This window comes from Demequina aurantiaca, assembly GCF_050598105.1.
Taxonomy (GTDB): domain Bacteria; phylum Actinomycetota; class Actinomycetes; order Actinomycetales; family Demequinaceae; genus Demequina; species Demequina aurantiaca_A.
In genome coordinates this window covers 901,436-924,532 of sequence record NZ_CP192436.1, presented here as the reverse complement: position 1 = coordinate 924,532, position 23,097 = coordinate 901,436, and the positions used below count along the sequence as shown (strand labels likewise).

At 66.8% G+C, this 23,097-nt stretch carries 17 protein-coding genes; 8 read left to right on the top strand and 9 right to left on the bottom strand.

Features of this window, described 5'->3' with window-relative positions:
* The first annotated feature begins 69 nt into the window (after nucleotides 1–69).
* Nucleotides 70–261, top strand: a complete 192-nt coding sequence (rpmB, locus tag ACQU6B_RS04130) for a 50S ribosomal protein L28 (RefSeq protein ID WP_430868780.1) — start codon at nucleotides 70–72, stop codon at nucleotides 259–261.
* 128 nt (nucleotides 262–389) lie between these two features.
* Here the strand turns inward: rpmB and ACQU6B_RS04125 are convergent, their stop codons facing one another.
* The gene (locus ACQU6B_RS04125; RefSeq protein WP_430868779.1) at nucleotides 390–1,331 is read right to left on the bottom strand and encodes a thiamine-phosphate kinase; all 942 of its coding nucleotides are present in this window, start codon (nucleotides 1,329–1,331) and stop codon (nucleotides 390–392) included.
* Nucleotides 1,332–1,392: 61 nt separating this feature from the next.
* Nucleotides 1,393–2,757, bottom strand: coding sequence for an MATE family efflux transporter (locus tag ACQU6B_RS04120; RefSeq protein WP_430868778.1), 1,365 nt, complete (start codon nucleotides 2,755–2,757; stop codon nucleotides 1,393–1,395).
* Between the two features lie 65 nt (nucleotides 2,758–2,822).
* On the opposite strand from ACQU6B_RS04120, the gene ACQU6B_RS04115 reads away from it, so the two are divergent.
* A complete protein-coding gene (locus tag ACQU6B_RS04115; RefSeq protein WP_430868777.1) occupies nucleotides 2,823–3,284 on the top strand; it encodes a DUF3515 family protein in 462 nt (153 codons plus the stop codon).
* Nucleotides 3,285–3,392: 108 nt separating this feature from the next.
* On the opposite strand, the gene ACQU6B_RS04110 is transcribed toward ACQU6B_RS04115, so the two are convergent.
* The 4 genes from ACQU6B_RS04110 to murA are packed head-to-tail and all read right to left on the bottom strand — an operon-like array spanning nucleotide 3,393 to nucleotide 7,517.
* Nucleotides 3,393–4,484 carry a D-alanine--D-alanine ligase family protein gene (locus tag ACQU6B_RS04110; protein WP_430868776.1) on the bottom strand — a complete coding sequence of 364 codons (1,092 nt, stop codon included), beginning with the start codon at nucleotides 4,482–4,484 and terminating at the stop codon, nucleotides 3,393–3,395.
* 4 nt (nucleotides 4,485–4,488) lie between these two features.
* Nucleotides 4,489–5,490 carry an NAD(P)H-dependent glycerol-3-phosphate dehydrogenase gene (locus ACQU6B_RS04105; RefSeq protein ID WP_430868775.1) on the bottom strand — a complete coding sequence of 334 codons (1,002 nt, stop codon included), beginning with the start codon at nucleotides 5,488–5,490 and terminating at the stop codon, nucleotides 4,489–4,491.
* Nucleotides 5,487–6,200, bottom strand: coding sequence for a lysophospholipid acyltransferase family protein (locus ACQU6B_RS04100; protein WP_430868774.1), 714 nt, complete (start codon nucleotides 6,198–6,200; stop codon nucleotides 5,487–5,489). The genes ACQU6B_RS04105 and ACQU6B_RS04100 overlap by 4 nt, the downstream gene beginning before the upstream one ends.
* A 6-nt stretch (nucleotides 6,201–6,206) precedes the next feature.
* The gene (gene murA / locus ACQU6B_RS04095) at nucleotides 6,207–7,517 is read right to left on the bottom strand and encodes a UDP-N-acetylglucosamine 1-carboxyvinyltransferase (RefSeq protein WP_430868773.1); all 1,311 of its coding nucleotides are present in this window, start codon (nucleotides 7,515–7,517) and stop codon (nucleotides 6,207–6,209) included.
* A gap of 282 nt (nucleotides 7,518–7,799) precedes the next feature.
* On the opposite strand from murA, the gene ACQU6B_RS04090 reads away from it, so the two are divergent.
* Both ACQU6B_RS04090 and ACQU6B_RS04085 read left to right on the top strand, forming a co-directional pair.
* Nucleotides 7,800–9,605 carry a cellulase family glycosylhydrolase gene (locus tag ACQU6B_RS04090; RefSeq protein ID WP_430868772.1) on the top strand — a complete coding sequence of 602 codons (1,806 nt, stop codon included), beginning with the start codon at nucleotides 7,800–7,802 and terminating at the stop codon, nucleotides 9,603–9,605.
* Between the two features lie 268 nt (nucleotides 9,606–9,873).
* The gene (locus ACQU6B_RS04085) at nucleotides 9,874–11,673 is read left to right on the top strand and encodes a cellulase family glycosylhydrolase (protein ID WP_430868771.1); all 1,800 of its coding nucleotides are present in this window, start codon (nucleotides 9,874–9,876) and stop codon (nucleotides 11,671–11,673) included.
* Between the two features lie 71 nt (nucleotides 11,674–11,744).
* Here ACQU6B_RS04085 and ACQU6B_RS04080 read toward each other — a convergent pair whose 3' ends face one another.
* From ACQU6B_RS04080 to leuC, 3 genes are all read right to left on the bottom strand, one after another.
* Nucleotides 11,745–12,665 carry a CPBP family intramembrane glutamic endopeptidase gene (locus ACQU6B_RS04080; protein ID WP_430868770.1) on the bottom strand — a complete coding sequence of 307 codons (921 nt, stop codon included), beginning with the start codon at nucleotides 12,663–12,665 and terminating at the stop codon, nucleotides 11,745–11,747.
* A 75-nt stretch (nucleotides 12,666–12,740) separates the two neighbouring features.
* A complete protein-coding gene (gene leuD / locus ACQU6B_RS04075; RefSeq protein WP_430868769.1) occupies nucleotides 12,741–13,379 on the bottom strand; it encodes a 3-isopropylmalate dehydratase small subunit in 639 nt (212 codons plus the stop codon).
* Between the two features lie 11 nt (nucleotides 13,380–13,390).
* Nucleotides 13,391–14,812, bottom strand: a complete 1,422-nt coding sequence (leuC, locus tag ACQU6B_RS04070; protein ID WP_430868768.1) for a 3-isopropylmalate dehydratase large subunit — start codon at nucleotides 14,810–14,812, stop codon at nucleotides 13,391–13,393.
* A 100-nt stretch (nucleotides 14,813–14,912) separates the two neighbouring features.
* Between leuC and ACQU6B_RS04065 the strand changes: the two genes are divergently transcribed.
* From ACQU6B_RS04065 to ACQU6B_RS04050, 4 genes are all read left to right on the top strand, one after another.
* Nucleotides 14,913–15,632, top strand: a complete 720-nt coding sequence (locus tag ACQU6B_RS04065; protein ID WP_430868767.1) for an IclR family transcriptional regulator — start codon at nucleotides 14,913–14,915, stop codon at nucleotides 15,630–15,632.
* A 354-nt stretch (nucleotides 15,633–15,986) separates the two neighbouring features.
* On the top strand, nucleotides 15,987–17,039 hold the full coding sequence (add, locus tag ACQU6B_RS04060) for an adenosine deaminase (RefSeq protein ID WP_430868766.1): 1,053 nt from the start codon (nucleotides 15,987–15,989) through the stop codon (nucleotides 17,037–17,039).
* Nucleotides 17,040–17,226: 187 nt separating this feature from the next.
* Nucleotides 17,227–20,265 (top strand): glycoside hydrolase family 9 protein, encoded by a 3,039-nt coding sequence (locus tag ACQU6B_RS04055; protein WP_430868765.1) that lies wholly within the window; start codon nucleotides 17,227–17,229, stop codon nucleotides 20,263–20,265.
* 244 nt (nucleotides 20,266–20,509) lie between these two features.
* Nucleotides 20,510–22,963, top strand: coding sequence for a glycoside hydrolase family 9 protein (locus ACQU6B_RS04050; protein WP_430868764.1), 2,454 nt, complete (start codon nucleotides 20,510–20,512; stop codon nucleotides 22,961–22,963).
* Nucleotides 22,964–23,097: the final 134 nt, after the last annotated feature.

The window sequence follows — 23,097 nt, the reverse complement described above, 5'->3', positions numbered from 1 at the left end:
GAGCATCGGGCATGACAACGTGGCGCGACGGTATACAACTTGTTCGCGCATAATCCTAGGAGAACTATCGTGGCTGCCAACTGCGAGGTCTGCGGCAAGGGTCCGTCATTCGGTAACTCTATTTCGCACTCTCACCGCCGTACCTCACGTCGCTGGAACCCGAACATCCAGCGCGTCCGTGCTGTGGTTGCCGGAACACCTAAGCGCCTTAACGTGTGCACCTCGTGCCTCAAGGCCGGCAAGGTTACCCGCAACATCTAATTTCTGCTTGACTGCGAAAAGCGGGCACTCCCTCACGGGATGCCCGCTTTTTTCATGCCCCGGCGGCCGATGCTCGGTTGCCCCGGGCGCGCGCCGCCCACCGCCCATCGGGCGTGCAGACGAGGGCCTTAGCCGCCGAAGTGATCCCAGCCGCGCGAGAGTGGCGCGGCGCCGTCTACGCGCACCCCGGTGAACTCGTCGGTGGTGACCCCCACCACTGTCCAGCCCGGCGGTACCGCTGACTCACTCGGGAACACGGCGACCATGTGGTGGTCCTCGCCTCCCGCCAGCGCCCAGTCGAGCGGGTCCATGCCCAGCGCGGCCCCTGCAATGCGGGCACCCTCGTGGATCGGCACCAACGTCGAGTCGATGTCGATCCCCACCTCGGAGGCGCGTGCAATCCGACCCGCGTCGCGCACCAGGCCGTCGGAGAGATCCATCATCGCGGTCGCCCCGTAGAGCGCTCCCTCAAGCCCGGCTCCGATGCGCGGACAGGGGCGCAGGAACAACGCGATGGTGGCCTCGTCGGCACGCACACCGCGGGTGAGCTGCTCGAATCCCGCCTTGGCGCCTCCCAGCGGCCCTGCCACCGCCACGACCTGCCCAAAGACGGCATCGGCCCTGGTCACCGGCTGGGTGCCGTGTGTCTCGCCGAGCGCGGTGACCGAGATGGCGATCTCGCTCGCGCCGCTGAGGTCTCCGCCCACCACGCCGACTCCGTGAGGCTCGCACGCCTCGCGCAGACCGTCGGCGAAGTCCAGGACCCACTCCACGAGGGTGCTGGCCGGGGCGGCGAGAGTGACCTGCAACGCGGTGGGAACCGCGCCCATCGCGTCAATGTCCGCGAGGTTCTGCATCGCGGCGCGCCAGCCGACGTCCGCTCCCGTCGACCACTCGGTGCGGAAGTGCCGATTCTCGATCAGCACGTCGCTCGAGACAACCAAGTCGCCGTCGACGGAGATCACCGCCGCATCGTCCCCCGCCCCCAGGATCTCCGCATCGGAAGTGGGCAGCCGTGGGGCGAACAACGCGATGAGCGCGTCCTCGTCGATTTCACCGATAGTCGTCATGACACGAGCCTACGGGTGAAAAACGGCCACCTCGCTCACGCCCACTGCCCCCACATAGGGCTTAAGGATGGGTGTGCGCGCGAGTCAACCAGGTGCCCGCGACGGTCTGACGCCAGTAGGCGAGCCCCAGGGTGGCGCCCCGAGCGAAATTGAAGATGGCGAACGCGCGCCACAGGTTGCCGTTGGGGTCATCCGTGGTCGAGCCTAGCCACCAGGCGAGCGCGAAGATCGCCGCGGAGACCGCCATGCCGAGCAGCATCCATCCCACCTTGCCGCTGCCCAGGAACACCCCGTCGAACAGGTAAGCGGCGGCGGAGGCCAGCGGCAACACCGCGACCCACGGGAGCGCCGCCAGCGCGGCATCGGTCACGTCGGGCAAGGACGTGAGGATCCCAATGAACGTCGGTCCGGCCACCAGGTAGGCGATTGTGAAGACGGCGCCAATGGCCAAGGCGGGGAGCGTCGCAGCGGCAACCGCGCGGTGCAGACCGCGGACGTCTCGGGCACCAATCTCGCGCGCCGCCATCGACTCGGCCGCGGCCGCGTACCCGTCCTGCCCGTACGAAGCCAGGTACATCAGTTGCATGAGGATCGCATTGGCCGCCAGCACCGTCAGCGAAATGTGCGAGCCGTACGCCGTGACGAAGGTGATCACCGCGTAGAGGATCAGCGTGCGCAGGAAGATGTCGCGGTTCATGCCCAGCAGCGAGGACCAGCCGCTGCGCAGACCTCGCCCGCGCCACTTGGCCACCATCGCTCGGATGGTGGGGCCGGCCATGCGCCACCACAGCCACAGCGCCACGGCCAGCCCCGCCCACTCGGCGATCACGGTCGCGGCAGCGGCGCCCTGCGCGCCCCATCCAAAGCCCGCGACAAAGGTCGCGTCGAGCACGATGTTGATAGTCGCCACGACCGCCACCGTCGCGAGCGGCCGCTTGGTGTCGCCCGAGCCGATGAACCAGCCGGTGACCACGAGCGTCAGGAGCACCGCCGGCGCCGAGAGCAGCCGGATCGAGGTGTAGTCCGATGCGACGGCGCCCACAGCGCCCTCCGGCGTGAGCAGGCCCATGACCCAGGGCACGATGGGCGCCTGGATTATCAGCACCGCCGCTGAGAGCGCCAGCGCGAGCAGCACGGCTCGCTGGGTGTGCTTCACGGCGAGGGCGTCGTCGCCCGCTCCGCGCGCGCGTCCCACGAGCGAGGTGGTGCCGGTGCGCAGAAAGGACATTAGCCAGAAGACGGCGCCGAGCACGGTGGCCCCCAGGGCCACGGCACCAAGGTTGAGCTCGTCCGAGAAGTGCCCGAGCATGGCGGTGTCGACCAGCCCCACCAACGGGACGGAGATATTGGACAGGATCGCGGGCCAAGCCAGCGAGAACGCGCGCCGGTGCGGCAGCCCCGAGACTAGTTGGCGTGCGGTGTTCACGCTCCGACCATACTGGTCGCGCCACGGCGTGCCGCACACCCCCGCGGCGGCCGTAGGCTTGATCCATGCTTCGTGCCCGATTCGCCGCCCTGGGCGTGCTCACTGCAATGGCCCTGGCCGGATGCACACAGCCCCTCATCGTGGAACCGGCTCTGTACGCGGCCGATCCCCACTGCGCCGATGTGATGCTGGCGGTCCCCGACGTCCTCGGCGGCCTCGCGGTGCGCGGAACCTCCTCGCAGGCCACGAGCGCGTGGGCAGAGGAGTTCCCCATCGTCGCGCGCTGCGGTGTAGAGCCTCCCGGACCCACCGCCGAGTCCTGCACGCAGGTGGACACCCCGTCCGTCACGATGGGTTGGCTGGTCGAGGAGGACGGCGACGACTGGCTCGCAGTAACCTTCGGGCACTCCCCCGCCCTCGAGTTGCGCGTGCCCAAGGTCCGGGCCGACGCGGCGGTCGGCGACGTTCTCGCGGAGATCTCCGACGCCGCCGCACTTGCGCCGAGCAACGGCCTGGAGTGCCGCTAGCGCCTCCCCTGGACGGCCACGACCACGTCGTGGCGCCCTAGGGGTCCGTTAACGCACGTTTTGAGCGCCGACTGAGTCCTAATGGTCCGATATGGCCCGGCGAGTTCCTTAGCGTAGGCCGATTCGGCGTTCCAGCGCCGTCTCGAGCAGAGTCTGCACCAGTTCGGGGTACTCGACGCCCGCCGAGGCCCACATCCGCGGGTACATGCTCGTGGTGGTGAAGCCCGGCATCGTGTTGATCTCGTTGACCGTCACGGTGCCGTCCTCGGCCACGAACGCGTCGACACGCGCGAGTCCCTCCGCCCCTACCGCTCGGAAGGCGCGCCGCGCGTAGTCCGCGACCACATCCGCCACCCCTGCGGGAAGCGTCGTGGGGCACAGCAGTCGCACGTGGCCCTCATCCAGGTACTTCGCCTCGAAGTCGTAGAAGGCGTGGTCGTCGCCCGCGACTATCTCGCCGGCGGGCGAGACGCGCACCTCGGTGGCCGTCGCGAGCACCGCGGTCTCGATCTCTCGACCGCTCACCCCGCGCTCGATCAGCACCTTGGGGTCGTGCAACACCGCCTCGGCGACCGCTGCCTCGAGCTCCGTGAGGTCGTCGACGCGCGAGATGCCCATCGAGGAGCCCGCCCGCGCCGGCTTGACGAAGAGCGGCAGGCCGAGCGCCTCAACGTCGGCGCGGTGGCCCTCAACGTCGTCGCCCGGGTACAACACCACGTCGGGGGTGACGGGCAAACCCGCGGCCTTGAAAGCAGTCTTCATGAACTCTTTGTCCATGCCGAGAGCGGAGGCGAGGACGCCAGCGCCGACGTAACGAATGTCTAGGAGCTCCAGCGCGCCCTGAAGCGTGCCGTCCTCTCCATATGGCCCGTGCAATACCGGGAACACCACGTCGATGTTCGCAAGGTGGCGGATGTGGCCGTCGTGACCCTCGACCCGCCAGATTTTGTCACCGGCGCTGACGGGCAGCAGGACGGTCTCGCCGTCATCCTTGACCGTCGGCAGCTTCCCGTCGACGATCGCCCAGTCCTCGGGCGCATCGCTAGCAACTGTCCAGCGGCCGTCCGAGGTGATCCCCAGCGCGACCACATTCCAGCGTTCACGATCGATCGCACCGAGAACTCCACCCGCAGTGACGCAGGAGACTCCGTGCTCGGACGAGCGTCCGCCAAACGCGACGGCGACAGTGGGCTTGTCCACGCGCTTAGTTTCCCTCGGCCTTGCGCGGTCGAGCCAGCAGCGCCTGAAGAACCGCTTCCTTCGGCTTGCCCTCGTGCAGCATCTCGACCACGGCGTCACAGATGGGGATGTCGATCCCGACAGTCGCCGCGAGTTCCCGCACTGACAGCGACGTCTTCACGCCCTCCGCGGTGCCACCCGTCAGCGCGATGGCGTTCTCCAGCGTCGCGCCGCGCCCGATGTGGGCACCCAGCGTGTGGTTGCGTGACAGCGGCGAGGCGCATGTCGCGATGAGGTCTCCCATTCCCGCGAGGCCCGAGAACGTCTCTGGCGACGCGCCAAGCGCCAGCCCCAGTCGCGTGATCTCAGCAAGCCCGCGGGTGATGACGGTGGCCGTGGTGTTGTGTCCGAACCCCAGCCCCGCGGTGATGCCCACAGCGACCGCGATGATGTTCTTGTACGCTCCGCAGAGCTCGACACCCGCCACGTCGGTATTCGTGTAGGGGCGGAAGTAACTCGAGGCGGTGGCCTCAGCCAGGCGTTCCGCCGCCTCGATCTCGTACCCGGCGACAACGGTGGCCGTGGGCTGCTTCGCCGCGATTTCGCGCGCGAGGTTGGGCCCCGACACGACGGTGATCCGCTCCTTGGGCAACGACCAAACCTCGGCCAGGACCTCGCTCATGCGCTCGTGCGTGCCGAGCTCGATACCCTTCATCAGCGACGTGACGATGGCATCGGCGGGAAGCGCCGCGCCATGCCCCTCTAACACCGCGCGCACGTGCTGCGACGGGAGGGCAACAGCGACGATGTCCGCGCCGGCCAGGGCATCGTCCATCACGGTGGTAGCCCGGATGCCGGACGGGAGTTCGAGTCCCGGCAGTGCGCGCTCGTGGTGACGGTGAGAGTTGATCCCCGCGACCACGTCGGCGTCACGACCCCACAACGACACCTCAGTGCCGGCGTCGGCCATCACGGCGGCGAAGGTGGTTCCCCACGCGCCGGCTCCTAGGACTGCAGCCTTAGTCATGCGTCTCGCTTCCTGTCGCGTGGGTCGAACGGCTCGGCGGGAGCGGTCTCGCCCCGAATTTCCTCCAGCATAGAGGTCAACGTCGCCATAATTTTGATAGTCGCCGCACGCAAAAGTGCGGCGTCGATGGGCTTGCCTCGGAACTCGTCGAGGTCGATGGGCGGCCCCGCAACCACAGTGATTTCCTTGCGTGGGAACGGGTGAAGCTTCTTGGAGTCCTGAGCGATGAGCCGATGCGCTCCCCACTGAGCGACGGGGACGACGGGGACGTTCTGCTCGAGGGCCATCCGCGCGGCGCCAGGGCGCGCGGTCATGGGCCACAGGTCGGGGTCCTTAGTCAGAGTGCCCTCGGGAAACATCGCGATCATGTCCCCTCGCGCGAGCACAACGGCGCCCGCGTCGATCGCGTCACGGGCGCGCTTGGTGCCTCGATACACGGGAATTTGGTCAAGTTTGGTGAGCAGCCAGCCCGCCACGGGCAGGTCGAACAGGCTGGCCTTCGCGAGGAAACGCGGCGGCCGACCGTTGTTGTAGAGGAAGTGCGCGAACGTGAGCGGGTCTACCGGGGAGACGTGATTGGAGACGGCGATGTAGCCCGTGTCGACAGGAAGGTGCTCGGCACCGTGCCAGTCTTTTCGCATCGCAAGGGACGCCACGGGGCGCATCACTGACGCCACCACTCGGTACCACGGCGGAGCGCCGGTCGTCATACGCGATTACTCGATGCTGGCGCCGAGCGCCACAAGCTTGGCGCGGAAATTCTCGTAACCGCGGTCGATGATGCCAATGCCGGACACGTTGGAGGTACCCGTCGCGGCGAGCGCCGCGATCAGGTGGGAGAAGCCGCCCCGAAGGTCGGGGACCTCAATGTCTGCCGCGGTCAGCGGCGTGGGCCCATAGATCACAGCAGAGTGCTGGAAGTTGCGCTGCCCAAAGCGGCAGGTCCGGTCACCCAGGCACTCGCGGAATAGTTGAACCTGGGCGCCCATCGCATTGAGCGCGGAGGTGAAGCCGAACCGCTGCTCGTAGACGGTCTCGTGGACGATGCTCAGCCCCGTCGCCTGCGTGAGCGCCACCACCAGCGGCTGCTGCCAGTCGGTCATGAAGCCGGGGTGGACATCGGTCTGCAACGCAATTGAGTGAAGCTCGCCGCCGGGGTGGTAGAACCGGATGCCGTCGTCGACGACGTCGAACTCGCCGCCCACCTTGCGGAAGACATTGAGGAACGTGCCCATGGTGCGCTGCTGCGCGCCGTGAACAAAGATGTTGCCCTTAGTCGCCAGTGCCGCGCTCGCCCACGACGCGACCTCGATGCGGTCGCACAGCGCGGTGTGGTCGTACCCGCGCATGGACTTGACGCCCTCGATCTGGATGGTGCGATCCGTGTCGACGGAGATGATCGCGCCCATCTTCTGGAGCGTGTCAATCAGGTCCTTGATCTCCGGCTCCACCGCGGCGTTTTCCAGCAGCGTGGTCCCCTCGGCCATCACGGCGGTCAGCAACAGCTGCTCCGTGGCGCCCACCGATGGGTAGGACAGCGCGTAGCGGATGCCCTTAAGGCCGTTGGGTGCGGTGAGGTGCAGCCCGTCGCCGGACTGGGACACCGTCGCGCCGAACTTCTGCAGGATCTCGAGGTGGAAGTCGATGGGCCGGTCGCCGATACGGCAGCCGCCCAGGTCGGGGATGACTGCCTCGCCCAAGCGGTGCAGCAACGGCCCGCACAAGAGGATGGGGATGCGCGAGGAACCCGCGTGCGCGGCGATGTCTATCGCCTCGGCGGGGTTCAGGTCAGACGTATCCATGTTGACGACGCCGGATTCGACGTCGTAGTTCACCTCGACGCCGTGGAGGCGTAGGAGGCCAGCTACCACGCCCACGTCACGGATCTCGGGGACGTTGCGAAGGGTGGATGGGGTCGAGCCCAGCAGGGCCGCCACCATCGCCTTGGACACAAAGTTCTTTGCCCCGCGGACGGTGATCTCACCCTCAAGTGGACGACCACCGTGAATGCGAATTGAGTCGGTCATTAGTCCATCTTCCCCTATGTCGCCGCAAGGGCCACGCCACGCCACGCCACGCCCGCGGCCGCCAGGGCAAGTACCTGGACGAAAAGGTGGCCCTGTCATAGATGCCGCAGCCAGGCGGCGCCTGCCGGGCTACGGGTACCCTAGGACAGATTTGTCTCTTCCTGCGCACATGGGAAGCGCTGCCCACTCCGACGGGCGGCGAAACATTGCGGGCGCGGCGACTATCCGTTTTGGGAGTGCCGCCCGCTCGTAATCCGCCTACGACGCCGGAGGAAGATCACTATGAATCAGGAACTTGACGGCAGACGTCCGCCGCTTAGCACGGGTCGCAATAGGCGGGCCCAACCCTGGATTATCGCCGCCGGTGTCACCGTCGTAGCGCTTGCGGCGGGCGCGACACTCGTGGCTGCGAACGCCTCTGCGGTCGACGGATGCAGCGCCGAGCTGACCATCGCTCAGTCGTGGCCGGAAGGCTACATCGCGCGAGTTCAAGTAGCCGGCGGCGCTGATGGCGTCGACGGCTGGACAGTAGCGGTCGGGCTAGGTGACTCGACCGTCGAATCCGCCTGGAACTCCACCCTGGCGGCCGGCGCGACTGGCGACTCCAACGCATCGGACGTGGGCCGCAACGCCGTGCTCGCGAGCGGCGAGGTCACCGAGTGGGGCTTTCAGAGCGTTGGCGCCGCACCGGCGGCAGGCCCGCTCGAATGCAACGGCGAACTTGCGGTGGCCAATACCTCAGACCCGAGCGTGACTCCGGACTCGGACCCCGCCTCGGCGCCGAGCCTGACACCGCAACCGAGTGCCACCCCGGAACCCACCCAGTCTCCCGACGGGTTCGAGCCCAGCGAAAGCAATGATGACTGGCTCCACACTGACGGCAACACGATCGTGGACTCGCAGGGAAATCCTGTGTGGCTGACCGGCGCGAATTGGTTCGGCTTTAACACCACTGAACGCGTACTACACGGTCTTTGGACGGCGAACCTGAACGACACCGTCGATCAAATCAGTGCCCATGGATTCAACGTGCTGCGCGTCCCCATTTCCACTGAGCTGCTCCTGGAGTGGAAGAACGGCCAGGCCGCCGTCGCCTCGGGAATCAACACGCACGCCAACCCCGAGCTGGAGGGCCTCACTACCCTCGGCGTTTTTGACGCCTTCCTGGCCGCCTCCAAGGACGCCGGCGTGAAGGTCATCCTCGATGTTCACTCCGCCGCGGCCGACAACGCGGGTCACGTCGCGCCGATGTGGTACTCGGGTTCGATCACCACGGAGGACTTCTACGACGCGTGGGTATGGACTGCCGAGCGCTACAAGAACGACGACACGATCATCGGCTACGACCTCGAGAACGAGCCGCACGGCACGTTCCAGGATTCGCCTCGCGCCAAGTGGGACGGCTCCACGGACCCGGACAATTGGAAGTACGTAGCCCAGACGATTGCGAACAAGATCCTCGCCATCAACCCCAACGTACTGATCCTCGTCGAGGGCATCGAGACCTACCCCAAGGACGGCAAGTCCTGGGACTCCACGGACGGCGGCGACTACTACTCAAACTGGTGGGGCGGAAACCTGCGCGGCGTGGCCGACCACGACCTGGACCTCGGATCCGACCAGGACCAGCTGGTGTACTCGCCGCACGAATACGGGCCGCTGGTGTACGAGCAGCCGTGGTTCACCGGCGAGTTCTCTCAGGCGAGCCTCACGGAGGACGTGTGGGGACCCAACTGGCTGTACCTCCACGACAACGACCAGTACCCGTTGCTCATCGGCGAATGGGGAGGCCGCATCGGTGAGGATCAGCGCCAGGACGACTGGATGCTGTACCTGCGAAACCTCATCGCCGAGAAGAAGATCAACCACACCTTCTGGACGGTCAACCCCAATTCCGCTGACACCGGCGGGCTGCTGCTCGACGACTGGGCTACGTGGGACCAGGAGAAGCTAGCGCTCCTCGATCCAGCCCTGTGGCAGGACTCCGAGGGTGACTTCGTGGGCCTCGACCACGTCGTTCCGCTCATCGACGGCACCAACGTGACCGAATACTACGAGAACGGCAACGCCGCCCCCGTGGGGCGATAGCTCGCCTGCGCGTAGGCGTCAAAACTCGGCCAAACGGCCAGCGCGGGTGCGCGGGCGGCTCGCAGCCATTCGATTCCCGGGCCATTGGCGACTCCCCCGGTCGCCACTTGCCGCGCCGCCGCAGTTCCGCGTCAGATTTGTCACACCCTCAGCACACGGGATGGGTCGCTCTCCACCACCGGTAGCGAAACGTTACGAGTGCGGCTAATGTCCGTTTTGGGGGTTCCCTAGCTCCCGATCCGCCAACGAAGCCGGAGGAAAGATCGACATGAAAAAAGATATTGACCAGGCACAGTTACCCCGCAGTGGCAAGCGCGGCCGAACACGAATTGTTGCCGCGGCGGCGACCACCGCGGCACTTCTCGCGGGAGCAACGATGGTGGCCGCGAGCGCGTCCGCAGCCGAGAACTGCAGCGCGGAGCTCACCATCGCGAACTCGTGGCCGGGAGGCTACATCGGCAACGTCAAGGTCACCGGCGGCGCGGGGGGCGTCAACGGTTGGACCGTAGCGGTGGGCCTTGGCAGCTCCACCGTCGGCAACGCCTGGAACTCCACCCTGGCGACTGGCGCGACGGGCGTGGCCAACGCCTCGGACGTGGGATGGAACGGCACGCTGGCAAGCGGCCAATTCGCGGATTGGGGCTTCCAGGGCTCCGGCGCCACACCTACCGCAGGCCCAATCGCCTGCAACGGTGCCCTCACCACGGACCCCACCCCGGACCCGAGCGTGACTCCCGACCCGACTCCCACTCCCGACCCGACCGTGACACCGGACCCGACCCCGACGCCGACGCCAGACCCGACCGAGACCCCGGATCCGGTGGAGCCCAGCGAGAGCAATGACGACTGGCTGCACATTGACGGCAACACGATCGTCGATGCGGACGAAAACCCCGTCTGGCTCACCGGAGCGAACTGGTTCGGGTTCAACACCACCGAGCGGGTTCCTCACGGCCTGTGGTCGGTCAATCTGTACGACACCATCGACCAGATCAGTGCCCACGGGTTCAACGTCCTGCGTGTCCCCATTTCCACCGAACTGCTGATGGAATGGAAGAACGGCCAGGCCGCGGTGCCCTCGGGCGTCAACACCTACGCCAACCCGGAACTGCAGGGCCTCACCACCCTGGGAGTGTTCGACGCGTTCCTCGACGCTTCAAAGGACGCCGGCGTGAAGGTCATCCTCGACGTCCACTCGGCAAAGGCGGACAACTCGGGTCACATCGCACCGATGTGGTACGCGGGCGACATCACCACCGAGGACTTCTACGAGGCGTGGGAGTGGACGGCCGAGCGCTACAAGAATGACGACACCATCATCGGCTACGACCTCGAGAACGAGCCGCACGGCTCGTTCAAGGACACTCCCCGCGCCAAGTGGGACGACTCCACGGACTCCGACAACTGGAAGCACGTAGCGGAGACGGCCGGGAACAAGATTCTCGCCATCAACCCGAATGCCTTGATCCTCGTCGAGGGGATCGAGACCTACCCCAAGGACGGCGAGTCCTGGGATTCGACCAACAAGGACGACTATTACACCAACTGGTGGGGCGGAAACCTGCGCGGCGTGGCCGACCACGACCTGGAACTGGGATCCAACCAGGATCAGCTTGTCTACTCGCCGCACGACTATGGACCGCTGGTCTTCGAGCAGGAATGGTTCGCGGGCGAGTTCTCGCAGGCTAGCCTCACGCAGGACGTGTGGGGACCCAACTGGCTCTACCTCCACGACAACGACCAGTACCCGCTGCTCATTGGCGAGTGGGGCGGCCGCGTGGGCCAGGATCAGCGCCAGGACGACTGGCTGGTCTACCTCCGCAACCTCATCGCGGAGAAGAAGATCAGCCACACCTTCTGGACCATCAACCCGAACTCGGGTGACACCGGCGGCCTGTTGCTCGACGACTGGACCACCTGGGACCAGGAGAAGCTCACGCTCCTCGACCCGGCCCTGTGGCAGGACAACGCGGGCGAGTTCGTCGGACTCGACCACGTGGTTCCGCTCATCGGCGGCACCAACGTGACCGAATACTACGAGAACGGCAACGCCGCTCCCGTGAGTTAATCCCGAACACCAAGGCCCGCGTCTCGCACTGAGGCGCGGGCCTTGGTGCGTTCGCGAGTCGTCGTCGGTCGCTAGGGACCGACCGTCGGCGCGGTCACGAAGATGTCGAAGAGTTCCGGGTGATGCGCGTGGACCAGCACCCCGAACACCACGGCGTCGAATAGCAGGTGAACCGTCACTACGTACGGCAGCGACTTGGTCCACGAGAAGATCCAGCCCTGCACCAAAGCAAACGGAATGGTGAGAAGCGGACCCCACTCGCGGTAGCCCAGTTCCCAAAGGAACGAGACGAACACGATCGACTGCAGCACGTTCGCCACCCACATCGGGAAATGGGCGCGCAGGAGCGCGAACACCACGCAGATGAAGAACAGCTCGTCCCACAGTCCCACCGCGTTAACGCCCACGAACAGCCGAGCGATGTCGGTGGAGCCCTCCAGGTCGGGCCAGTTTTGATATGCCCCGGAACCGATGAAGTAGATGGGCAACACCAGGTACCCGAAGGCCACCACTATCCCTAGGTAGAGCCACTGCGCACGGGACCACCGCTTCCCCGTACCGACCGGGAAGACGATGGTGCGGTTGCCAAAGACGAAGCGCGACAGCGCCCAGGGCACCAGCACTGCCAGGGAGAGCACCAGCGTGAATCGGAACATGCCCGCATCCGACAGGTCCGCGCGCAGCGAGATCGTCGAGATGATCACCTGGGCCAGCGCGATGATCCCCAGGTCGCGACCCAGGCGCCTGTCCACCGCGAGGGCGAGCGCGACGCCCAGCACCAGCGGGATGTACCCCAAGGGCCGCGCGTGTATGGCGAACAGCAGCACGGCCGATCCACACACGAGGGCGGCGGCGAGCAGACGAGCCGCGGTCAGCGCATCGGCCCCCAGCGGGGGCACAGGCGGCGTGGGAGGCGGCGGCGACGAGACCTGGGCAGCAGGGACTGCGGCGGCCACATCATCGGCGGGCGGGGACTGGGGTGCGTCGACCATGCCCCGAGCATGCCAGGAGCCGCCGCTCCTTGGGGGGACGGCGGCTCCTGGAGCACTCAGATTCGAGCGAAAATGCTAGCTGACTGGGCGTGCCGCGACGATCTCCTGCTTGGGTTCGGTCTTCGCGGGGAGCGTCTTGGGGCGCCACGCGGCACGGGTCTTCTCGAACTCCGTGATATCCGCCTCGTGCTGAAGCGTCAGGCCGATGTCGTCGAGGCCCTCCATGAGGCGCCAGCGGACGTAGCCGTCGATCTCGAAGGGCACCGTGATGTCGCCACAGGCGACGGTCTGGTCCTCGAGCGAGACGGTGAGCTCCTTGCCCGGCTCGGCGTCAAGCGCCTTCCAGAGCAGCTCGATGTCGCTCTGCTCGACGATGGCCGCGAGCAGGCCCTGCTTGCCCGAGTTGCCGCGGAAGATGTCCGCGAAGCGGCTCGCGATGACGACCTTGAAGCCGTAGTCCTTGAGCGCCCAGACGGCGTGCTCACGCGAGGAGCCCGTACCGAAGTCGGGGCCCGCCACGAGGACGGAGCCGGCCTTGTATGCGGGCTGGTTCAGGACGAAGGTGTCGTCCCCGCGCCAGGCGGCGAAGAGCGCGTCCTCGAAACCCGTGCGCGTGACGCGCTTGAGGTAGACGGCCGGGATGATCTGGTCCGTGTCGACGTTGGAACGACGCAGCGGGACGCCGATGCCGGTGTGAGTGGTGAACTTTTCCATGAGTATCTCCCTTACGCCAGCGCTGCGGCGGGCTCGAGGTCGGCGGGGCTGGATAGCGTTCCGCGCACCGCGGTGGCGGCGGCGACGAGCGGCGACACGAGGTGCGTGCGTCCGCCCTTACCCTGGCGACCCTCAAAGTTACGGTTCGAGGTGGATGCGCTGCGCTCCTGCGGGGCGAGCTGGTCGGGGTTCATTCCCAGGCACATGGAGCAACCTGCGTTGCGCCACTCGGCACCGAAGTCAAGAAACACCTTGTCGAGACCCTCGGCCTCCGCCTGCAGGCGGACGCGGGCGGAACCGGGAACCACCAGGAAGCGCGTGTTCGGCGCCTTCTCGCGGCCCGCGATGATGTCCGCCGCGGCGCGGAGGTCCTCGATGCGACCGTTGGTGCACGAACCCAAGAAGACCGTGTCGATGGCGACCTCGCGGAACGGGGTGCCCGGCGTCAGGCCCATGTACTTCAGGGCGTTGGCCGCGGCCTCGCGCTGATCGGCATCGGCGAAGTCCTCAGGGTCGGGCACTGACGCGCTGAGCGGCGCACCCTGGCCGGGGTTGGTGCCCCAGGTGATGAACGGCTCCAGGTCAGCGGCGTTGAGGTTGACCACCGCGTCGAAGGTGGCGTCGTCGTCCGTGACGAGCTGCTTCCAGTCCGCGACGGCGGCGTCCCAGTCGGCACCCTCGGGTGCGTGGGGGCGTCCCTTGACGTACTCGAAGGTGGTCTCGTCCGGGGCGATGAGTCCTGCGCGAGCGCCGGCCTCGATCGACATGTTGCACACCGTCATGCGCGCCTCCTGCGAGAGCGCACGGATCGCGTCGCCGCGGTACTCGAGCACGTAGCCCTGTCCCCCGCCGGTGCCGATCTTGGTGATGACAGCCAGGATGATGTCCTTGGCGGTGGTGCCCTCGGGCAGTACGCCGTCGACGTTGATCGCCATCGTCTTGAACGGTGCGAGCGGAAGCGTCTGGGTCGCGAGCACGTGCTCGACCTCGGAGGTGCCAATGCCGAACGCGAGCGCGCCGAACGCGCCGTGCGTCGACGTGTGCGAGTCGCCGCACACCACGGTCATGCCGGGCATCGTGAGTCCGAGCTGCGGGCCCACGACGTGGACGACACCCTGGTCGGCGTCACCGAGCGAGTGGATGCGGACGCCGAACTCCTCGGCGTTGTCGCGCAGCGTCTGGATCTGGATGCGGCTGGTCTCGTCCGCGATCGGCAGGTCGATGTCCAGCGTGGGCGTGTTGTGGTCCTCGGTCGCGATCGTGAGATCGGGACGGCGAACGGTGCGGCCAGCGATACGCAGGCCCTCGAACGCCTGGGCGCTCGTGACCTCGTGGCACATGTGCAGGTCGATGTAGATGATGTCCGGGGCGCCGTCGGTGCCCTTGCGCACCAGGTGGCTCTCCCACAGCTTTTCAGCCAGAGTGGTTCCCATTGTTCCTCCAATGTCGGCACCCAGCGGGGGTGTCAGATCCGTGTAGCGATGTTCATCCTTGACCTAGACATCTCACGATGCGAGACGCTAGTATCGCTGTATGGACAATCATAGCGGAGTTGGCGTCATTGACAAGGCGTCCGCGATACTCGGCGCGCTCGAGCAGGGCCCGTCGACCCTTGCAGAACTCGTCACCACCACGCACCTCGCGCGGCCCACGGTTCACCGGCTCGCGCTCGCCCTAGAGCACCACCACCTGGTAGGGCGCGACTCCAACGGGGCCTTCGTGCTGGGACGCCGCTTCGCTCAACTCGCGGCCTCCGTTGGCGAAGACCGACTGGTCAGCGCCGCGCAACCAGTGTTGACGGTGCTGCGGGATCGCACCGGCGAGTCCGCTCAGCTCTATCGCCCGCACGGCGACCAGCGCATCTGCATCGCGGCGGCGGACCGCCCCGTGGGACTGCGCGACTCGATCCCGGTGGGCACCACCATGACCATGACGGCCGGATCCGCGGCGCAGGTGCTACTGGCGTGGGAGGAACCCACGCGCATGCACCGCGGCCTTGCTGGCGCCCGCTTCACCGCCGCCGAGCTCGAACACGTGCGTGCGTACGGGTACGCCGAGTCCGCCGGGGAGCGCGAGAGCGGTGTCAGCTCGGTCTCCGCCCCTGTCTGGGGCACCGCCGGCACCGTCATCGCGGCAGTCTCCATCTCCGGGCCCATCGAGCGCCTCACCGCTCACCCCGCCGGCGAGCACGCGGAGTCCGTCATGGACGCCGCGCGCCAGCTCAGCGACGTCCTGCGCCGCACGGAGTCCTAGCCTCGGCCTTACCCCGCCACGCCCCACCTCACCCCACCTCACCCCGCCTCGCCTCGACCCGAGCGCCCTATGGGTCCGATTCCGCACGTATCCGCGCCTCGCTGAGCCCTATGGGTCCGATCTGCACCTCCCGCGCAAGGCGCTAAGGCGACTGCATCGCGCCCCGCAACCGAGCACGCGCCCTCGACAGCCGCTTGCGCGCCGCGCGGGAGCCACTCCCACCGGAGCACACTCGCGCCCACATTACCTACAAGTCCGGACCACCGACGATCGTGACACGACCTGCGGGTGACCAGCTCGCGACCGCCACGGCGCGGAAACCGAGTCGCAACATTGACAGTGTCAAATAGGCACATGAACACCAACGACTACCTGCGCCTGCTGCCCAAGACGGAATTGCACTGCCACTTCGCGTCGACAATGTCGGCCGCGCAGCTCATCGCGTTCGCGGACCGCGAGGGAGTCGTACTTCCGACCACCGACCCCGCGCTCCTGTTCAACTTCACGGACCTCGCCGACTTCCTCGAGGCCTTCCGCGCCGCCCACCAGGTCTTGACCACGGCCGATGACTTTGCCCAGGTGGCATACGACGGGGTGCGCGCGGCAGTTGCCGCCGGATCGGTGCGCTACCGCGAGTACGCGATCAACCCGCAGTACTTTGCTCCCCGCGGCATCGGCTATCGCGAAATCCTCGACCCCATCATCGACGGCCTGCGCGCCGCCCAGACCGACCTGGGCGTCGGCTTCAGGATCGTCGTCGCCATCAACCGCCACGACTCCCCCGCCGATGCCGTCCAACTTGTGGAGACCATGGTCGCCAACCCTCTGCCCGAGGTGGTCGCGCTGGGCCAGGATGACCTCACGCCCGAACTCACCGAGGACCCCGCCCGCTTCGCCGACGCCTACGCGCTCGCGCGGCGCCACGGGCTGCGCACCACCGCCCACGCGGGTGAGCGTCACCTGGACTCGGCCGAGAACGTGCGTGTCGCGCTCGACGTGCTGAAGGTGGACCGCGTGGACCACGGCTACATGATCGTCGAGGACCCGGAACTCACGGAGCGTGCCCGCGAGAGCCAGATCCCCTTCGCCGCAACCCCGCTGTCGACCACCATCTGCTCCGGGTGGACACTCGACCACAACCACCGCATCGCGCAGATGGTGCGCGCGGGCCTCAACGTCTCCTTCTCCACCGACGACGCTCTCTTCTTCCGCACCGACATGGCGCGCGAGTTCCAGGAGGCGATCCCCGCCTTCGGGTTGGACCTCGACGACGCGAAGAACATCGCGCTGGCCGGAATCGACGGCGCGTTCTGCGACGACGACGAGAAGCGGTCGATGCGCGCGCAGTTCACGGCGCAGATCGCCGCCTTGGACGCCGCGCTGGCGGACACCCCCACCAGCCGGTAGTCGCTACTGAGCCCCGCCTCGCAGCGGTCCACCTGTGCGATATTCGCGCATCCCCAGGTTCTTGGCGACCCGCGAATGCCACGTGAACGTTGCCATAGCGCATCGAATCGTTTCGTGCTATTTTTCGATTCGTGGGCAATGATGCCCATGTGCTGAGGGGCTCTACTCCATCAGAAGAGGAATCCTAGTGTTCACAAAGAAGTCAACACGCATCGCAGTAGCCGCGCTTGGCGCGGCTGCCATTCTGGTCACTACCGGCGCAACCGCCGCCACCGCGGACGTCATCAACGGCGACTTTGAGGGCGCAAACACCGACGCCTGGTTCAGCTACGGCTTCGCCCCCGGCTCGACGTCATTTGAGAACGGCCAGTTCTGCGGGACCGTTCCCGCCGGCACCACCAACCCTTGGGACGTCGGCTTCGGCCAGAACGACCTTGACCTGCCTGCGGGCGACTACGTCTTCAGCTTCGACGTGTCCGGCGAGGGCCCCGTTCGCGCGATCGTCGCCCAGAACGGCGGCTCCTACGCCACCTACTCGGAGTCCAGCCCAGCCCCGTCTCCCGACCTGACTCACTACGACAACGGCTTCACGCTGGACGCCGACGCCGTGGACCCGCAGGTCGCCTTCCAACTCGGCGGCAGCGCCACCGCCTGGACGTTCTGCGTGGACAACGTCTCGGTAAACGCGCCAGGCACCGAATTTCTCACCAACGGAGACTTTGCCGACGGCAAGGACCCTTGGGTGTCCTACGGCTTCGGCACCGAGTCAACCGCCGACGCCCAGTACTGCGCGGAGGTTCCCGCAGGCACGTCGAACCCCTGGGACGTGGGTCTCGCCTACAACGACCTCACCCTGCCCGCAGGCGACTACGTGCTGAGCTTCGAGGCGTCGGGAGCAGGCCCGGTGCGCGCCATCGTCGGCCTCAACGGCGCCCCGTACACAGTCCTCGCAGAGGTCAACGCCCTGCCCGGCGACGGGGACGGCTACGAGGTCGGCTTCACCCTCGACGAGGAAATGAGCAATCTGCAGGTCGCCTTCCAGGTGGGCGGCAGCGCCAACGCCTGGACCTTCTGCGTCGACAACGTCTCACTCCTCGGGGGCGCTGAACTACCGGTCTACGAGCCCGAGACCGGACCCCGTGTCCGCGTCAACCAGGTGGGATACCTCACCAACGCGCCTCAGCGAGCCACGCTCGTGACCGATTCCACCGAACCTGTCTCCTGGCAACTACAGGGCACGGCCGATGCCGTGGTGAAGTCCGGGGACACCTCGCCTGAGGGCGTGGACGCCTCCTCGGGGCTCAACGTCCATACGATCGATTTCTCTGGAGTCACGACGCCGGGCACGTACACGCTCGTGGCCGATGGCGAAACGAGCTATCCGTTCGAGATTGGCACCGAAGCGTACGACCAGCTCCGCGTGGACTCGCTCGACTACTTCTACATCGCACGCTCCGGAATCGCGATCGACGGCGACATCGCTGGAGCAGAGTACGCCCGGGCCGCCGGACACGTGAGCGAGGCCGGTGGAAGCGACACCAACCAGGGCGACAACAACGTGGCCTGCCAGCCAGCAGCCGACTCCGAGGCCATCTACGGAGAGCCGTGGACCTGCGACTACACCCTCGATGTGGTGGGCGGCTGGTACGACGCCGGCGACCACGGCAAGTATGTAGTCAACGGTGGAATCGCCACCGCGCAACTGCTGTCCACTTTCGAGCGCACCAAAAACGCGCCCTCCGCCGATGCCGCGGCACTCGGGGACAGCACCCTCGCCATTCCCGAGACGGACAACGGCATCCCCGACGTCCTCGACGAGGCCAAATGGGAACTCGACTTCATGATGTCCATGATGGTCCCCTCGGGCGAGGAGTACGCAGGCATGGTGCACCACAAGGTCCATGACTACGGGTGGACGGGACTTCCGCTTCTGCCCGTCAACGATGCGAAGACGCGCTACCTGCACCGACCGTCGACGGCCGCGACACTGAACCTGGCTGCGACAGCAGCGCAGGGTGCACGCCTGTTCGCTCCGTATGACGCCGCGTACTCGCAGGAGCTCCTCGCGTCGGCACGAACCGCGTGGGCGGCAGCACTCGCCAACCCCGCGATTTACGCCCCGGCGGCCGACGGCAATAACGGCGGCGGCCCCTACAACGACGACGATGTGTCGGACGAGTTCTACTGGGCGGCGGCTGAGCTCTACCTCACCACCGCAGAGGCGACATTCAAGAACTACGTGCTCGCCTCGCCCGTTCACACCGAGGACGTCTTCGACGTGGCAGGGTTCAACTGGGGCTCCGTGGGAGCGCTGGGACGAATGGACTTGGCGACCGTGCCGAACACGCTTCCTGGGCATGCGTCAGTCGTCGCCTCGGTTCTCGAGGGGGCCGACGCGATTCGCGCGGTCCAGCAGTCGCAGTCGTTCGGCCAGGCACTCGCCGCGGACGACTTCGACTGGGGTTCTAATAGCCAGGTACTCAACAACATCGTGGTGCTCGGCACCGCGTTCGACCTGAGCGGGGACGCCAAGTATCGCGACGCCGCGCTCGAGAGCACCGACTACTTGCTGGGGCGCAACGCCCTCAACCTGTCCTACGTGACGGACTACGGAGACATCACCGCCAAGAACCAGCACTCGCGCTGGTTCGCGGCGCAACTCAACCCGGACCTCCCTCACCCACCGTCGGGTTCCGTCGCGGGTGGGCCCAACCCGGTCACGGGCACCTGGGATCCCACCGCACAGGGGCTGTTCACGAACGGCTGCGCACCCCAGTTCTGCTACGTGGACGACATCCAGTCGTGGTCGACCAACGAGATCACCATCAACTGGAACTCCGCGCTGAGCTGGGTCGCGTCCTTCCTGGACGATCAATCAGGGGCAAACGCGATTCTTGTACCCAGCTGCGAGATCCAGTTCATCACTCACGGCTCATGGCCGGGGGCGAACAACAACCAGGTATGGATCAAGAACACGGGGTCGTCGAAGATTGACGGCTGGGACCTCACCTGGGCGTACCCGGGCGACAACACCGTCACGACACAGGCCTGGAGCGCGAACTACTCGCAAGAGGGGGCCACGGTCACCGCGTCGAACCTGTCGTGGAACGCGAAGATCAAGCCGGGAGCACGAACCACGATCGGGTTCCTCGCCGCGACGCACGTGATCGCGGATGCTAGCCCGTCCCAGTTCTGGCTCAACGGCAAGCCCTGTTCCACCAAGTAGGTCAACACAGGTAGGCGTGGCCGCGGGGGCGGTGCGATGCTGAGTCGCATCGCCCTCGCTGTCACGTTTGGGCATCAGATTCGCGCATCGGGAGCGACTCGCCCCGGTCACGCGAAACGTTTCGTGTAGTGTTCCAACACGCGCGATGATGCGCGCCCGGGGCAACCCGGTGACACCGCTCCTGGAGACGATGATGCCGACGATGACGTTGCGACACCACCTTGTAGGCCCGCGGGCCCCGCGCTTGAGAGCCCCCGCCCTAGCCCTCGCGGCCTCCCTCGCCATTGCCGCGGCGCTTGTCGCCACTCCTGCAGCATCGGCCGCCGATGCGCCCGAGGTCACCAACGGCGCGTTCGACGACGGCGATGACTCGTGGTGGGCCACCGAAGACCTCGTCGACTCGGTAGACACCTCCTCCGGCGCCATGTGCGTCGACGTCCCCGGCGGCACGGTCAATCCCTGGGACGCGATCGTCGGGCAGGACTCGTTCAACCTGCCGCTCGACGACTACGTGTTGTCCTTCGACGTCAGCGCAGCCACCGCGGACGGCGAACCCGTTGCCGTGCGCGCGCTCATGCAGGATCCGATTAACTACGCGACGGTCCTGGACAAGACCGTCCAGGTGGGGCCCGACTCCTCGCATTTCGATCTGGGATTCGCGCTGAGCCAGGACTACGAAGACCGCCAGATGGCCTTCCAGATTGGCGGGGCCACCGCGCCGTGGACGTTCTGCATCGACAACGTCGTACTCGAGGCCGGCAAGGTGCTCCCGGCGTACGGCGCAGAGACCGGCCCACGAGTGCGCGTCAACCAGGTGGGCTACCTCCCGGACGCCCCCAAGCGTGCCACCCTGGTCACCGACCAGAGCGCACCCGTCGAGTGGACGCTCTTAGACGGCAGCGCCACTGTCGCGTCAGGAGAGAGTGTCCCCGCGCCCTCGGACCCGTCTTCACTGCTTACCGTCCACACCATCGACTTCTCGGACGTCACCGCCCCCGGCACCTACACGCTGACTGCCGACGGCGAAACGTCCTACGAGTTCGTCATCGGCACGGAAGCCTACGAACAGCTCCGCACGGACTCGCTCGCCTACTTCTACCTGGCGCGCTCCGGCACCGACATCGACGCCGCGTTGGTGGGCGAGGATTACGCGCGGGACGCGGGGCACGTCAGCACCGCCGGCGGCACCGACACCAACCAGGGCGACCTCGCGGTGGCCTGCCAGCCCGCGGGCGACACCACCGGCGGGGATAACCCTCAGCCCATCTACGACGAGCCGTGGACCTGCGACTACACGCTCGACGTGGTGGGCGGCTGGTACGACGCCGGCGACCACGGCAAGTACGTGGTCAACGGCGGGATCGCCACCGCCCAGCTGCTGTCGACCTACGAGCGCTCGCTCACCGCCGCATCGGCCGTGCAGGGAGCGCTGGACGACGGCACCCTCGCGATTCCCGAGTCCTCCAACGGCATCCCCGACGTGCTCGACGAGGCCAAGTGGGAGCTCGACTTCATGAGCTCGATGATGGTGCCTCAGGGCGAGGGATACGCCGGGATGGTCCACCACAAGGTGCACGACTACGGGTGGACGGGGCTGCCGCTGCTGCCCGCCCAGGACCCCGAGGTGCGCTACCTCCACCGGCCCTCCACGGCGGCGACGCTCAACCTCGCGGCCACGGCCGCCCAGGGCGCGCGCCTGTTCGAGAAGTACGACCCCGCGTATGCGGAGCAACTCCTCGAATCCTCCCGCACGGCCTGGGCCGCTGCGCTGGCGAATCCCGAGGTCTACGCGCCGGCCGCCGACGGGTCCAACGGCGGTGGACCCTACGACGATCAGAACGTCTCGGACGAATTCTATTGGGCGGCGGCCGAGCTCTTCCTCACGACCGGCGAGGAGGAGTTCCTGAACTATGTCCTCGAGTCGCCGCTGCACGAGCGCAACGTCTTCCCCACGGGTGGCTTCAGCTGGGACTCCATGGCGGCCATCGCCCGCATGGACCTTGCCACCGTGCCGAGCGATTTGCCAGGGCACGATGCCGTGGTCGCCTCGGTACTTGCCGGAGCCGACGGCATCCTGGCCGAGCAGTCGCGGCAGCCCTTTGGTCAGCCGCTCGCGGCCAACCAGTTCGTGTGGGGCTCCAACAGCCAGATCCTCAACAACATCGTGGTTCTGGGCACGGCCTACGACCTCAGCGGGGACGAGAAGTACCGCGATGGCGCCCTGGAAAGCCTCGACTACGTGTTGGGGCGCAACGCGCTGAACATGTCCTACGTCACCGGCTACGGCACGCAGTACGCCCAGAATCAGCACTCGCGATGGTTCGCCAACCAGCTCAACCGAGAGCTGCCTCACCCGCCTGCGGGATCGGTGGCGGGCGGCCCGAATGCCAAGACCGAAACGTGGGATCCGGTAGCCAACGAGCTCTTCGCCGCCGGTTGCGCGCCCCAGTTTTGCTACGTCGACGACATCCAGTCGTGGGCCACCAACGAGATCACGGTGAACTGGAACTCGGCGCTCAGCTGGGTCGCCTCGTTCGCCGCGGATCAGGGCAGCGCTGAAGGCGGCGCACAGGCCGCGGGCTCCTCGGACACGTCGGACAATTCGTGGTTCGTGCTGCTGTTGGCGCTTGCCGTGAACGGAGCCGGCGTGGCCTACGTGCTCTACCTCAGCCGCGACGACAAGGATCCCGAGCACTAGCGCGACGTTTTTGAGGCGATCGCCGACCTTCATGGCTCGAACTTGCTCGGCTGACGCGCATTGAGCGTCCCGTCGGCACTGATGGATCTTCATCGACCCTAGCGAAATAGCAGGATCGAGCACACCCGCTTCCT